Here is a 12936-nt window from a genome sequence, read left to right on the forward strand (position 1 = left end):
CATGGCAGAGGCGGGGACGCCGTCGGGGGTACCCGCCGTCACCGTGAGCTGAAACAGAACCAGAGAGGGGGCCCGAGCGTGACGATTCTGGAGAGCATCCGGGGGCCGCACGATCTCAAGGCGCTGAACGAAGCACAGCTCGGCGAACTCGCCGAGGACATCAGGCAGTTCCTCATCCGCGCGGTGGCCAGGACCGGCGGCCATCTGGGACCCAACCTCGGAGTGGTGGAGCTCTCCATCGCCCTGCACCGGACCTTCGACTCGCCCGTCGACCGCATCCTCTGGGACACCGGCCACCAGAGCTATGTGCACAAACTGCTCACCGGTCGGCAGGACTTCTCCAAGCTGCGCGGCAAAGGGGGCCTGTCGGGCTACCCGTCCCGGGAGGAGTCCGCGCACGACGTCATCGAGAACTCGCACGCCTCGACCGTCCTCGGCTGGGCCGACGGCATCGCCAAGGCGCATCAGGTACGGGGACGGAGCGACCACGTCGTGGCCGTCATCGGCGACGGCGCCCTCACCGGCGGGATGGCCTGGGAGGCGCTGAACAACATCGCGGCCGCCCGCGACCGGCCGCTGATCATCGTGGTGAACGACAACGAGCGCTCCTACGGCCCCACGATCGGAGGCCTCGCCGACCACCTCGCCACCCTCCGCACCACCGACGGATACGAACGCTTCCTCTCCTGGGGCAAGGACGTGCTCCGGCAGACGCCGGTCATCGGACAGCCGCTGTACGAGTCGCTGCACGGCGCGAAGAAGGGGTTCAAGGACGCCTTCGCCCCGCAGGGCTTGTTCGAGGACCTCGGGCTCAAGTACCTGGGGCCGATCGACGGCCACGACATCGCGGCCGTCGAATCCGCCCTGCACCGGGCGAAACGCTTCCACGGCCCGGTGCTGGTGCACTGCCTCACCGAGAAGGGCCGCGGCTACCCTCCCGCGCTCCTGGACGAGGCCGACCGCTTCCACACCGTCGGGGCGATGGACCCGCTGACCTGCGCCCCGCTCGTCCCGGCCGGCGGGCCCTCCTGGACCTCGGTGTTCGGGGACGAGATCGCCATGATCGGCGCGGAGCGGCCGGACGTCGTGGCCATCACGGCGGCGATGCTGCACCCCGTCGGGCTGACGAAGTTCGCCGAGGCCTTCCCCGACCGGGTCTGGGACGTCGGCATCGCCGAGCAGCACGCCGCCGTCTCCGCGGCCGGACTGGCCACCGGCGGCCTGCACCCGGTCGTCGCCGTCTACGCCACCTTCCTCAACCGGGCCTTCGACCAACTGCTGATGGATGTCGCGCTGCACCGGTGCGGGGTGACCTTCGTCCTCGACCGGGCCGGGGTCACCGGACCCGACGGGGCCTCGCACAACGGCATGTGGGACATGTCCGTGCTCCAGGTCGTCCCCGGGCTGCGGCTGGCCGCCCCGCGGGACGCCGACGAACTCCGGGCCCAGCTCCGGGAGGCCGTCGCCGTCGACGACGCGCCCACCGTGATCCGGTTCCCCAAGGAGTCGGTGGGGGAGCCGGTCCCGGCGGTCGGCCGGATAGGTGGCATGGACGTGCTGCACCGGGCGGACGAACCCGATGTGCTGCTCGTGGCCGTCGGCGTGCTCGCCCCGGTCTGTCTGAGCGCCGCCGATCTGCTGGCCGGGGCCGGAATCCGCTGCACGGTGGTCGACCCGCGCTGGGTCAAGCCGGTCGACGAGGAACTGCCCCCGCTCGCCGCACGGCACCGGCTGGTCGCCGTCGTGGAGGACAACAGCCGGGCGGGAGGCGTCGGTTCGGCGGTCGGACAGGCGCTGCGGGACGCCTCGGTCGACGTACCGCTGCGGACGTTCGGCATCCCCGAGCAGTTCCTCGCGCACGGCAAGCGCGCCGAGGTGCTGGCCGACATCGGGCTCACCCCGGTCGAGATCGCCGGCCGGATCAGCGCCGCACTGGCCGCCAGGGCGGCGACGAGGACCGAGGAGAGCGGGGCATGAACGACGACCGGCCCAAGGGCTTCGACCTGGCGCGGCTCCTCGCGGAGCGCGGCGCCGAACGCTACGAGCTGCACACGAAACACCTCAACCACCAACTGCCCCGGATGCTCCACACGATCGGTTTCGACAAGGTCTACGAACGGGCCGAGGGCGCGCACTTCTGGGACGCCGACGGCAACGACTACCTCGACATGCTCGCCGGATTCGGCGTGATGGGCCTCGGCCGGCACCACCCCGTCGTACGCAAGGCCCTGCACGACGTCCTGGACGCCTCGCTCGCCGACCTCACCCGCTTCGACTGCCAGCCGCTGCCCGGACTGCTGGCCGAGAAGCTGCTCGCGCACAGCCCGCACCTGGACCGGGTGTTCTTCGGCAACAGCGGCACGGAGGCGGTCGAGACGGCCCTGAAGTTCGCCCGCTACGCCACCGGCAGGCCCAGGATCCTCTACTGCACCCACGCCTTCCACGGGCTGACGACCGGCTCCCTGTCGGTCAACGGGGAGGACGGTTTCCGGGACGGCTTCGCACCCTTGCTGCCGGACACCGCCATCGGGCTCGGCGATCTCGACGCCCTGCGGCGCGAGCTGAAACGCGGCGATGTGGCGGCACTGGTCGTCGAACCGATCCAGGGCAAGGGCGTCCACGCGGCGCCCCCCGGCTTCCTGCGCGCGGCGCAGGAGCTGCTGCACCGGCACAAGGCCCTGCTCATCGCCGACGAGGTGCAGACCGGCCTCGGCCGGACCGGCGACTTCTACGCGTACCAGCACGAGGAGGGTGTCGAGCCCGATCTGGTCTGTGTCGCCAAGGCGCTCTCCGGCGGCTATGTGCCGGTCGGGGCGACCCTGGGCAAGGACTGGATCTTCCGGCGTGTCTACTCGTCGATGGACCGGGTCCTGGTCCACTCCGCGAGCTTCGGCTCCAATGCCCAGGCGATGGCGGCCGGGCTCGCGGTCCTCGCGGTGATGGAGGACGAGGAGACCGTCGCCCATGCGCGCCGGACCGGTGAGCTGCTGCGGGAGCGGCTGACCGCACTGGTCGACCGCTATGAGCTGCTGCACGAGGTGCGTGGACGCGGACTGATGATCGGCATCGAGTTCGGCAGGCCCTCGTCGCTCAAGCTGCGCAGCCGCTGGACCATGTTGCAGGCGGCCCGCAAGGGACTCTTCGCGCAGATGGTGGTGGTGCCACTGCTCCAGAAGCACCGCATCCTCACCCAGGTCTCGGGCGACCATCTGGAAGTGATCAAGCTGATTCCGCCCCTGGTGATCGATGAGGCGGACGTCGACCGGTTCGTCACGGCGTTCACCGCTGTGATGGATGACGCACACAGCGGTGGTGGGCTGATGTGGGACTTCGGCAGGACACTGGTGAAGCAGGCCGTGGCCAACCGCTGAGCCTTTTTGCCTGAGAGGCAAGATATTTGCCTCTCAGGCAGGATCCTGGCCCAATGGGTACATGAATCCTCCCGACGGAGGGGCGGCCGACGAGCTGCCCGGAGTCGCGCCACGCCTGCGCGATCTGCGCCGGAGCCGTGGTCTCACCCTGGAGACCGCCGCTCAGCGGGCGGGGCTCTCGCCCGCCCATCTCTCCCGGCTCGAAACGGGACGTCGCCAGCCCTCGCTGCCGATGCTCCTCGGTCTTGCCAGGATCTACGGTACGACGGTCTCCGAGCTGCTCGGCGAGACGCCCCCGGAACGTGACGCGATCATCCGCGGCGGGACGTTCGAGGGGGCCGAGGCGGACGGCTGGATGTACCGGCAGGCCGGCGGCTCCGGCCGGGCCATGCAGGCGCTCCGCGTCCGCGTTCCGCACGGCGCGCAGGGCGATCTCGTGCGCGTCCATCCCGGCGAGGAATGGCTCTATGTGCTGGCCGGGCACCTCCGGGTCTGGCTCGGGGAGACCGTGCACGACCTCGCCCCCGGCGACAGCGCGCACTTCGACTCGCTCACCCCGCACCGGATCACGGCCGTCGACCGCGACGGCGCCGAGCTGCTCTTCGTCCACACCCTGCTGCAGAGCCCCGCCGCCGAGCTGTGCCTCGGCAGCGGGATCCACCGTCGCTGAGACCGGTTGCCCCGGTCGCCAGAGAGGACCGTCATGTCCGATTCAGAGAACTTCGACCCGCTCGGATCCAGGAAGAACTACGAGGCCCAGGAGCGGAAGTTCCCGCGCGGCGTCGTGATCAGGCTGTTCGCCTACCTCATCGCCGGACACATCTTCGCGGCCTTCCTCTACCTGCTCTTCGCGGTGGCCGGCAAGGGCTGACCACCACCGCCGGGCGGCCCCGGCTACGCCTCGTCGATGAGCCGGCCGCGCAGCCGCTCGCGGGTCTCGGGGGCGAGCCCCAGGCCCTCGGAGAAGTAGCGCTCCGCACTGCCCCAGATCTCGTCGATGGTGGCGAACGCCGCGGTCAGATACTCGGCATGGGCGCCGAAGAGCGGGTTCAGCAGTGCCATCACCTCGGGCGACAGGCCCTCCTCCGAGGAGTCGCCGCGGCGCACCTTGTAACGGCGGTGCGCGTCGTTGGACTTCAGGTAGTCGGCCTCGATGGCATCGCGCTCGACGCCCACGGCGAGCAGTGACACCGCGATCGACAGGCCGGCCCGGTCCTTGCCCGCCGCGCAGTGCATCAGGGCGGGCACGCTGTCCTCGGCCAGGGCGTGCAGGACCCGGCTGTGCTCGGCGGTGCGGTCCCGGATGATCGAGCGGTACGAGGCGATCATCCGGTTCGCCCCCTTGCCGTCGCCCAGGACCGCGTGCAGCTGCTCGACGTCGCCGTGGCGGACCATGTGCCAGAACTCCGCGCCGTCGGCCGGGTCGGAGAGCGGGATGTTGATGTTGCGTACGCCGGGCAGCTCCACGTCCAGGCCGTCGAGCCGGCGGTCGGCGGCGCTGCGGAAGTCGAAGACCGTGTGCAGACCGAGGCCGCCGAGGAACGAGGCGTCCTCGGCCGTGGCACGCGCGAGGTGGCCGCTGCGGAAGAGCCGCCCGTACCGCACCCGCCGACCGTCCACGGTGGGCAGCCCGCCCACGTCGCGGAAGTTGAGGACACCCGCCAGCGCGGGTTCCGTCGACGGGACCTGCGGCACGTGCTGCGTCACGGTGACTCCTGGAGTGTCTGGTGCCGGCGTGAGCCGCCGGCGAGGGCACTCCGGCGACGATACGACATTGATTCCTCAGGCAATCATCTCGGTTCCGCCCTGTCGATACCCCTGCGAACTCCGGTTCTCCCGCCGCGAATCCACCTGGTGAATTCCGTCCGGGCCCGTTGCCCACGCCCCACATATGGTCGATGATGTGCGGAACTGTTGGAATGTGGGGATGCGATGATCGAGACGGGCACCACCGGCCGTAACTGGCTGCTCACCGGGGCGAGCAGTAGCTACGCACTGCGACTCACCGACCAGGACGAACTGGTCCATCTGCACTGGGGGCCGAGGATCTCCCTGGCGGCGGCCGAGGCTCTGGCCGCGGCACCGGAGCTGCCCTTCCGGGCCTTCGAGTCCCACCTCGACGGCCGGGAGGAGTATCCGGTGGAGGGCGGCCCCCGGTTCGTCCGCCCGGCACTCTCGGTACGCACCCCGCAGGTCCGCGGCACCGAGTGGGCCTTCGGCGCCGCCGTGGTGGACGGGGACGAGCTGCGGCTCGGCTTCACCGACTCCGTGCACCGGCTCGCCCTCACCCTGCACTACCGGATGCGGGACGACTCCGATGTCGTGGAGCGCTGGGCCACCGTCGCCCACGCCGGGCCGGACGGCCCGCCGCTGGAGCTGCTGCGCGCCGACGCGGCCGCCTGGTCGCTGCCCGCCCGCGACGGCTGGCGGCTCAGCCGGCTGCACGGACGCTGGGCGGCGGAGTCGCGGCTGGAGCGGGCGGAGCTGATGCATGGCGAGAGCGTCATCTCCAGCCGGCGCGGCCACACCGGGCACCAGTACCTGCCGTGGGTCGCGCTGGACGCCGACGGCGCGGCGACCGAGGAGAGCGGCGAGGTGTACGGCTGTGCCCTGGGCTGGTCCGGGTCGTGGCGGATCTCCGTGCAACGGCTGCCCGACGGGCTCGTACAGATCACCGGCGGCGCCGGATACGACGACTCCGGGCTGATGCGGCTCGCGCCGGGGGAGTCGTACACCACACCCGTGTTCGCCGGGCTGTGGAGCGGCCAGGGGTTCGGCGGGGCGAGCCGCGCCTGGCACGCCTGGCAGCTGGCCCATGTGATCCCCGACGCCGACGAGCCGCGGCCGGTGCTCTACAACTCCTGGGAGGCGACGGGCTTCGACATCTCGCTGGACCAGCAGCGCGTCCTGGCCCGGCACGCCGCGGCGATGGGTGTCGAGCTGTTCGTCGTGGACGACGCGTGGTTCGGGCAGCGGACCAGCGATCACGCCGGTCTGGGCGACTGGACGCCCAATCCGGACCGGTTCCCCGGCGGGCTGAAGCCGCTCGCCGACGAGGTGCACGGGCTCGGGATGCAGTTCGGTATCTGGGTCGAACCGGAAATGGTCAATGCCGACAGCGATCTCTATCGGGCGCACCCCGACTGGGTGCAGCACTTCCCCGGGCGGGCGCGCACCGAGTACCGCAACCAGCTGGTGCTCAATCTGGCCCGCCCCGATGTGCAGGCATATCTCTGGGAGCAGCTGGACACACTGCTCTCCGGCACGCCCGTCGACTATGTGAAATGGGATTTCAACCGCTGCTTCACCGACGCGGGCTGGCCGGGCGAGGAGTACCCGCAGAAGCTCTGGATCGAGCACGTGAACGGCCTGTACGCGCTGATCGACCGGCTCAGGGCCGCGCATCCCACGGTCGCGTTCGAGTCCTGCTCGGGCGGCGGCGGCCGGGTCGACCTGGGGATCCTGTCCCGTACGGACCAGGTGTGGACCTCCGACAACACCGATCCGCTCGACCGTCTCGCCATCCAGGAGGGCTTCGGGCACATCCATCCGGCGAGGGTGATGGCCGCCTGGGTCACCGACAGCCCGAACCACCAGCTCAACGGGAGGGCCAGCTCGCTGCGCTTCCGCTTCGTGAGCGCCATGGCCGGTGTGCTCGGGGTCGGCGGGGACCTCACCGAATGGAGCGGGGAGGAGCTGGCCGAGGCGCGGACCTGGGTGGAGCTCTACAAGGAGATCCGGCCGGTCGTGCAGTACGGCGCGCTGTACCGGCTGCGCGAGCCGCGCGGCGGCCTCAGCGCGGTCCAGTACGTCCACGGGGAGGAGACCGTGGTCCTGATGTGGCTGGAGGCGCAGCGCTACGGGGAGCGGCCCCCGGCCCTGCGGCTGCGCGGGCTCGACCCCGGGGCGACGTACACCTGCCTGGACTCGGGGGCGGTGCACCACGGTTCGGCACTGCTGCACCAAGGGCTGCACACCGGACTCCGGGGAGATCTCGACGCGCGGGTGCTGAGGCTCCGGCGGGCGTGAGGGACGCGGGGTGTCCGTAATGCAGGCTTTTGCCTGAACATAGCCTGATTATGCGGGAGATGATCACCGCCTCGTGAGCGGGATCATATCCGTGACGGTGTGTGGTGACGGGCGAGTTGGGCGTTCCGTGCGCGGCGCGGAATGCCAAGATCCTTAATCCACGGAGTGTGACCGGAATTCCGCGCCGATTTCCCGGCGCGGAATCCGGCGTGGAACCGGTGGCTTGTTCTCGTCGTCCCGACTCGCTTACGGTCACCGTCAATCCGGACGGACCGCCTAATCCTGCCGCCGTCCGGAATTCACATCCACTCATCGCGTGGCAGGAGCGGGGGAACCAGGTAAGCCGCCGACCGGAGAATTCCGGTCGGCTAGGGGTGAAGTCGCGCTCAGCGCGGCAGGGCATCTCCAGCCCGAACCCGACAGCTCACCTCGCAGGCGCCGGAGAGGAAAAACGCCATGCCCATATCGGGTAAGCACCGCCGTCCGAAGTTCGGCCCCATCGCCCGTGGCGTCGCCGCGGCAGGCGCCGGTGGCGCCGTCCTCGCGCTGCCGCTGCTCGGTGCCACGGGCGCCCACGCCGCGGAGCAGGCCGCCCCGGCCGTCGCGCCGCAGTCGGCCGCCGCCACGCACGCCGAGCCGGTCGCCCAGAAGCAGGCCGCCCCCACGACGTACTCCGTCGTCTCCGGCGACTACCTGTCCAAGATCGCCGCCGAGCACAAGATCAAGGGCGGCTGGCAGCAGCTCTACCAGGACAACCGCAAGGTCGTCGGCGAGAACCCCAGCCTGATCCTCCCGGGCATGAAGCTGACCCTCGGTGCCGAGGCGACCGCCGCCGCGCCCACCGGCGCCGGCACCGGCTCCGCCCTCCCGTCGAAGGCGCCCTCGGTCACCGCCGAGAAGTCCGCCCCGGCCCAGTCCGCGCCCGCCGCGGAGTCCAAGGCCCCCGCCGCCGCCCCGGCCACCCAGAGCACCGGCTCCGGCTACGTCCACCCGGTCCCCGGCAACCACACCACCAACTACCGCGCCTCCGGCTCCAACTGGTCCAGCGGCAGCCACACCGGGATCGACTTCCCCGTCTCCACGGGCACCAGCGTGAAGTCCATCACCTCCGGCACAGTCGTCGCGGCCGGCTGGGGCGGCGCGTACGGCAACCAGGTCGTCGTCAAGCACGCCGACGGCCACTACTCGCAGTACGGCCACCTGTCCTCCGTCTCCGTCTCGACGGGCCAGACCGTGGGCGCCGGCCAGCAGATCGGCCTCTCCGGCGCCACCGGCAACGCCACCGGCCCGCACCTGCACTTCGAGGTCCGCACGGGCCCGGCGTACGGCTCGGACATCGACCCGATCGCCTTCCTGGCCTCGCACGGCATCTACGTCTGAGCCCAAGGGCCGGGCAGCTGAACGACAGAGCATGACCTGAGTGACATGGAAGGGGCGGTGCGCGGCGGCGCACCGCCCCTTCTACTTATTCCCCCTTTACCAAAAACTGACCGGGTGGTCTATCTCACCACCCGTCAACCCCATATTACGGTCGCGTAGGTCACATTCGGCGGTGCAGGATAAGCGTTTGTGGCAGACGATTCGAGAAAAAACCAACGTGGCGTCATCAACCGACAGGGCGTCATCGGGTCGTACGCGGCGATTGGCGACAGCTTCACCGAGGGGGTCGGTGACCCCGGCCCGGACGGGACCTTCGTCGGCTGGGCCGACCGATTCGCAGTACTCCTCGCGGACCAGCTCCCGGACCCCGACGCGGCGACGGGCGCCGAAGGTTCGGCGCACGGGAATTTCAGGTACGCCAATCTCGCCGTACGCGGACGCCTCCTCGACCAGATCGTCGAGGAGCAGGTGCCGCGCGCCAAGGAGCTCGCACCCGACCTGGTGAGCTTCTGCGCGGGCGGCAATGACATCATCCGGCCGGGCACCGACCCCGACGACGTGGCCGAGCGCTTCGAGCGCGCGGTCGCGGAACTGACCGAAGCGGTCGGCACGGTCATGGTCACCACCGGCTTCGACACCCGTGGCATTCCCGTGCTGCGCCATCTGCGCGGCAAGATCGCCACGTACACCGCCCATGTACGGGCCATCGCCGACCGCTACGACTGCCCGGTCCTGGACCTGTGGTCGCTGCGGTCCGTCCAGGACCGGCGTGCCTGGGACGACGACCGGCTCCACCTTTCGCCCGAGGGACACACCAGGGTCGCGCTCCGCGCCGCCCAGGTCCTCGGCCTCGACGTGCCGGCCGACCCCGACCAGGAGTGGCCCCCGCAGGCACAGCGCGGCACCCTCGAAGTGCGGCGCGACGACATCCACTGGGCCCGGGAGTACCTGGTGCCGTGGATCGGCCGACGGCTGCGCGGCGAATCCTCCGGCGACCACGTCGAGGCGAAGCGGCCGGACCTCCTGCCGCTGTGACGTGCGAAGCCCCGCCGGACGTGTCCGAACCTCAGGCACGTCCGGCGGGCAGCGGCGGCGACGCCGGTATCCGCTCCAGCACACCGCCCGCGAAGACGTCGTACAGCGGCAGCGTCTCCAGATGCACATAGCCGATGTGGCAGTCGCAGACCGCCAGCGGACAGGCGCGCGGACCGAGAGCCAGCCGATAGCTCCCGTCGTAGAGATTGCCCAGCTCCGCCGGTACGAAATGACAGCGCCGCACGGTGCCGTCGCCGTCCACCGAGATGACCGACTCACCGGTCCGGCAGGGCAGCCCGGCCGACCGGTGCGGATGCCGGCTGTACGGGAAGAGCGGGTCGACGGCCGTCCAGCGGTCCGCCTCCTCGTCCGTGTAGGTGTGGCCCTCCGCCGCGTTCACCCAGAGATAGACCTCCCCCGGGAGCGCGGCGCGCAGCCGCCGTGCCTCGTCGAGGTGGTCGTCGAGCCCGACGACACCGACACTGTGCCGGATGCCGAGTGCGGTCAGCTCCCGGCACTTGGCGAGGAACCGCTCGTACGGCGTCTGCCCCGGGTGGTACGTGCACCACAGCGCGATCTTCTCGCGGCCCGCCGCACCGGCCTCGGCCAGCCAGCCCGTACGGCTGCTGATGTTGGTCTGGATCGCGACCCGGCGGATGTGCGGCAGCTGCGCCAGCTCGACCAGCGCACGGCGGTACCAGGAGCGGACCAGACCCTCGCCCCAGGGCGTGAACAGGACCGAGATCCGGTCCCCGGTCTGCGCCGCGGCCCACGCCGTGAACCGCTCCAGCGCGGCCCGGTCCGCACGCAACTGCTCCCGGCTGTCGCGCCGCTTGGCGAACGGGCAGTACGGACAGTCGTAGTCGCACGACGCGAGCGGGCCCCGGTAGAGGATCGTCAGCTCCATGGGCGCGCTCACTTCAGCTCGTACGCGGCCATCGCGGCGCGCACACCGGGGGAGAAGAGCTCCGGGCCCAGGGCGTCGGAGTGGGCCAGGCCCTCCGGGGAGAGCCGCAGCAGCCCGGAGGTCCCGGCCGGCGCGTCGAGCCAGCCGCGCTCCTCGAACCGGGCCAGCTCACCGGGGAAGTCGTCGGCCGGGGAGGTGCCGAACCGCTCCCGGTAATCGGCCAGACGCAGCCCCTCGGCCTGGAGGACCGACTGCAGGAGGTGGCGCCGGCGCGCCTCGTCGCCGTCGACGTACCGTCCGACCTGCGCGCGGGAGAAGTCCTCGGTGGCCGCGTAGCCGTCGATGATCGCCCGCACCTCCCGCATCTCCACCGCGTAGTCGAAGGAGTAGTGCAGCCGGGTGGTGTACGAGCGGGCGCCGCACCCCAGGCCGATCATGCCGTCGGTCTGGCAGGCGTAGTCGTCGGGGCCGTCCGTGCGCGGGGCGTCGGCGCGGCGGAACATCCGCATCGAGACCTGCTCGTAGCCGTGGGTCAGAAGGTGGTCCCGGCCCGCGCGGTACAGCCGCAGCCGCTGTTCGTCCCAGGCCGCGTCCGCCGCCGCCCCGGCCTCCGTATCGAGCCGCCCCAGACCGGTCAGCGGGCGCACGTACAACGGGTAGAGGTACAGCTCCTCCGGCCGCCAGCCCAGCGCCGCGTCCAGCGAGGCGCGCCAGCTGTCCTCGGTCTGCCCGTCGATGCCGTAGATCAGGTCGATGTTGAGGACCGGGATCCGGGCGTCACGTATCCGGTCCAGCGCCGCCTCCACATCCGCACGCCGCTGCGGGCGCGCGGCGGCCCGCGCCTCCGCCTCCACGAAGCTCTGCACCCCGATGCTGATCCTGGTCGTACCGCGCTCGGCGAGGACGGCCAGCCGGTCGGCCGTGGCGGTCGACGGCGAGGTCTCGACCGACAGCGGGACGGACCGCAGATCGGCGCCCATCCGCTTCTCCGCGATGTCGCAGAGCCGCTCCAGCTCCGCCGCGGTCAGGAAGGTGGGGGTGCCCCCGCCGAACGCGGCCGCGGCGAAACGCACCGGCCCGTCGTCGCCCAGCGCCTCCCGGACCGCGGTGGCCTGCCGGTCCAGCGCGTCGAGATACCGGGTCGTCAGCTCGTCCGGAGCACCGATCCGGGTGAAGAGATTGCAGAAGCCGCAGCGGACCTCGCAGAACGGTATGTGGAGGTAGAGCGAGAGCGCGTCCTTGCGCTCGGCCGCCCACAGCTCGCGCAGCCCCGGCCGGTCGGCGAGCGGCCGGTAGGCGGTCTTGTGCGGGTAGGCGTAGACATAGCTCTGGTACGGCCGGACGGCCGGCGCGGCGGTCGTGGTAAGGCTCATGGTGCGGTGGCCCCCGGCTCCAGGAAGAAGTGCGCGTACGGAACGGTCCAGACGGACTCGTGACCGAGCCGGTGACCGGTGTAGCCGTCGTCCCCGTACGCCGTGCCGTGGTCCGAGCAGACGATGGCGAAACAGCGGCGGCGGCTGCTCGCGGCGGCGAAGAGCCTGCCGATATGGGCGTCGACGTACTCCAGGGCCGCGGCATGGGTGGCGCGGGAGTCGCCCGCCTCGCGGGTGGCCCCCGGGGTGTGGAACCAGTTGGGCTGGTGCAGGGCGGACACATTGACGAAGAGGAACAGCCGCTGCTCCGCGGGGAGTTTGGCCACGACCTGCTCGGCACGGGCCACCTGCGCCTCGAAGGAGGTGGGCGACGCCACGCCGAACTCCGGCTCCCAGTGGCTCTCCTGGAACATGCCGGGCAGCACGGAGCCGAGCGGCGCCCGCTTGTTGAAGAACCCGACACCGCCGATGCACACCGTGCGGTAGCCCACGCCCTCCAGGCCGGAGAGCAGATCCGGTGTGTCGAAGACGAAGGTGCCCGGGGCGGTGGACTCACTGCCCGCGAACCGGGCCGCGAACAGCCGGGGGTGCGGACCCTGACCGGCCGGTGTCGGCAGGAACCCCGCGAAGATCGCCTGGTGGGAGGCGTAGGTGAAGCTTCCCGGCGCGTGCCGCTTCTCCCAGACACCGCCCGGCAGATGGCGGGCCAGATGCGGAATGCGCCCCGCGGCGGCGAGCTCCGCCGCCACGTCGTGGCGCAGCGTGTCGAGGGTGACGAGCAGCAGGTCATGGCTGCCCACGACCTCGCTCATGTCCGGGGTGCGAGCGCCCTCGGGGGCGC

At 71.1% G+C, this 12936-nt stretch carries 11 protein-coding genes and 1 riboswitch; of the genes, 7 read left to right on the forward strand and 4 right to left on the reverse strand.

The features are described 5' to 3' along the window. Window positions 1-78: 78 nt before the first annotated feature. From dxs to GA0115234_RS42150, 4 genes are all read left to right on the forward strand, one after another. Window positions 79-1977, forward strand: coding sequence for a 1-deoxy-D-xylulose-5-phosphate synthase (gene dxs, locus GA0115234_RS02110; RefSeq protein WP_093539096.1), 1899 nt, complete (start codon window positions 79-81; stop codon window positions 1975-1977). Then, a complete protein-coding gene (locus GA0115234_RS02115; RefSeq protein ID WP_093539097.1) occupies window positions 1974-3371 on the forward strand; it encodes an aspartate aminotransferase family protein in 1398 nt (465 codons plus the stop codon). Before dxs ends, GA0115234_RS02115 begins: the two co-directional genes overlap by 4 nt. A gap of 61 nt (window positions 3372-3432) precedes the next feature. Next, complete coding sequence (locus tag GA0115234_RS02120) at window positions 3433-4041, forward strand: helix-turn-helix domain-containing protein (protein WP_093539098.1); 609 nt, start codon at window positions 3433-3435, stop codon at window positions 4039-4041. Window positions 4042-4074: 33 nt separating this feature from the next. Then, on the forward strand, window positions 4075-4242 hold the full coding sequence (locus GA0115234_RS42150; RefSeq protein ID WP_176729046.1) for a DUF6126 family protein: 168 nt from the start codon (window positions 4075-4077) through the stop codon (window positions 4240-4242). A 23-nt stretch (window positions 4243-4265) separates the two neighbouring features. Here the strand turns inward: GA0115234_RS42150 and GA0115234_RS02125 are convergent, their stop codons facing one another. Then, window positions 4266-5078 carry a tyrosine-protein phosphatase gene (locus tag GA0115234_RS02125; RefSeq protein WP_093539099.1) on the reverse strand — a complete coding sequence of 271 codons (813 nt, stop codon included), beginning with the start codon at window positions 5076-5078 and terminating at the stop codon, window positions 4266-4268. Window positions 5079-5303: 225 nt separating this feature from the next. On the opposite strand from GA0115234_RS02125, the gene GA0115234_RS02130 reads away from it, so the two are divergent. The 3 genes from GA0115234_RS02130 (at window position 5304) to GA0115234_RS02140 (ending at window position 9815) form a co-directional block, all read left to right on the forward strand. Then, window positions 5304-7400, forward strand: coding sequence for an alpha-galactosidase (locus GA0115234_RS02130; RefSeq protein ID WP_093539100.1), 2097 nt, complete (start codon window positions 5304-5306; stop codon window positions 7398-7400). A 296-nt stretch (window positions 7401-7696) separates the two neighbouring features. Beyond that, window positions 7697-7853: riboswitch (cyclic di-AMP (ydaO/yuaA leader) on the forward strand. A gap of 3 nt (window positions 7854-7856) precedes the next feature. Further along, the gene (locus tag GA0115234_RS02135) at window positions 7857-8780 is read left to right on the forward strand and encodes a M23 family metallopeptidase (RefSeq protein WP_093539101.1); all 924 of its coding nucleotides are present in this window, start codon (window positions 7857-7859) and stop codon (window positions 8778-8780) included. Between the two features lie 189 nt (window positions 8781-8969). Then, entirely contained in the window at window positions 8970-9815 is an 846-nt protein-coding gene (locus GA0115234_RS02140; protein ID WP_093539102.1) for an SGNH/GDSL hydrolase family protein, read from the forward strand. Window positions 9816-9846: 31 nt separating this feature from the next. Here the strand turns inward: GA0115234_RS02140 and GA0115234_RS02145 are convergent, their stop codons facing one another. Genes GA0115234_RS02145 through GA0115234_RS02155 form a run of 3 tightly spaced genes read right to left on the reverse strand, consistent with a single transcriptional unit; the run spans window position 9847 to window position 12907 of the window. Beyond that, window positions 9847-10722, reverse strand: coding sequence for an STM4011 family radical SAM protein (locus GA0115234_RS02145; protein WP_093539103.1), 876 nt, complete (start codon window positions 10720-10722; stop codon window positions 9847-9849). An 8-nt stretch (window positions 10723-10730) separates the two neighbouring features. Beyond that, on the reverse strand, window positions 10731-12095 hold the full coding sequence (locus GA0115234_RS02150) for an STM4012 family radical SAM protein (RefSeq protein ID WP_093539104.1): 1365 nt from the start codon (window positions 12093-12095) through the stop codon (window positions 10731-10733). Beyond that, window positions 12092-12907 (reverse strand): STM4013/SEN3800 family hydrolase, encoded by an 816-nt coding sequence (locus GA0115234_RS02155; RefSeq protein WP_093539256.1) that lies wholly within the window; start codon window positions 12905-12907, stop codon window positions 12092-12094. The genes GA0115234_RS02150 and GA0115234_RS02155 overlap by 4 nt, the downstream gene beginning before the upstream one ends. Window positions 12908-12936: the final 29 nt, after the last annotated feature.

Origin of the sequence: Streptomyces sp. DvalAA-43 (genome assembly GCF_900091725.1) — a bacterium.
GTDB classification, from domain to species: domain Bacteria; phylum Actinomycetota; class Actinomycetes; order Streptomycetales; family Streptomycetaceae; genus Streptomyces; species Streptomyces pulveraceus.

Coding starts and splice junctions, on each gene's coding strand:
- GA0115234_RS02130 (WP_093539100.1), top strand. CDS start 5,304: ATGATCGAGACGGGCACCACCGGCCGTAACTGGCTGCTCACCGGGGCG.
- GA0115234_RS42150 (WP_176729046.1), top strand. CDS start 4,075: ATGTCCGATTCAGAGAACTTCGACCCGCTCGGATCCAGGAAGAACTAC.
- GA0115234_RS02155 (WP_093539256.1), bottom strand. CDS start 12,907: ATGAGCGAGGTCGTGGGCAGCCATGACCTGCTGCTCGTCACCCTCGAC.
- GA0115234_RS02150 (WP_093539104.1), bottom strand. CDS start 12,095: ATGAGCCTTACCACGACCGCCGCGCCGGCCGTCCGGCCGTACCAGAGC.
- GA0115234_RS02120 (WP_093539098.1), top strand. CDS start 3,433: ATGAATCCTCCCGACGGAGGGGCGGCCGACGAGCTGCCCGGAGTCGCG.
- GA0115234_RS02135 (WP_093539101.1), top strand. CDS start 7,857: ATGCCCATATCGGGTAAGCACCGCCGTCCGAAGTTCGGCCCCATCGCC.
- GA0115234_RS02145 (WP_093539103.1), bottom strand. CDS start 10,722: ATGGAGCTGACGATCCTCTACCGGGGCCCGCTCGCGTCGTGCGACTAC.
- GA0115234_RS02115 (WP_093539097.1), top strand. CDS start 1,974: ATGAACGACGACCGGCCCAAGGGCTTCGACCTGGCGCGGCTCCTCGCG.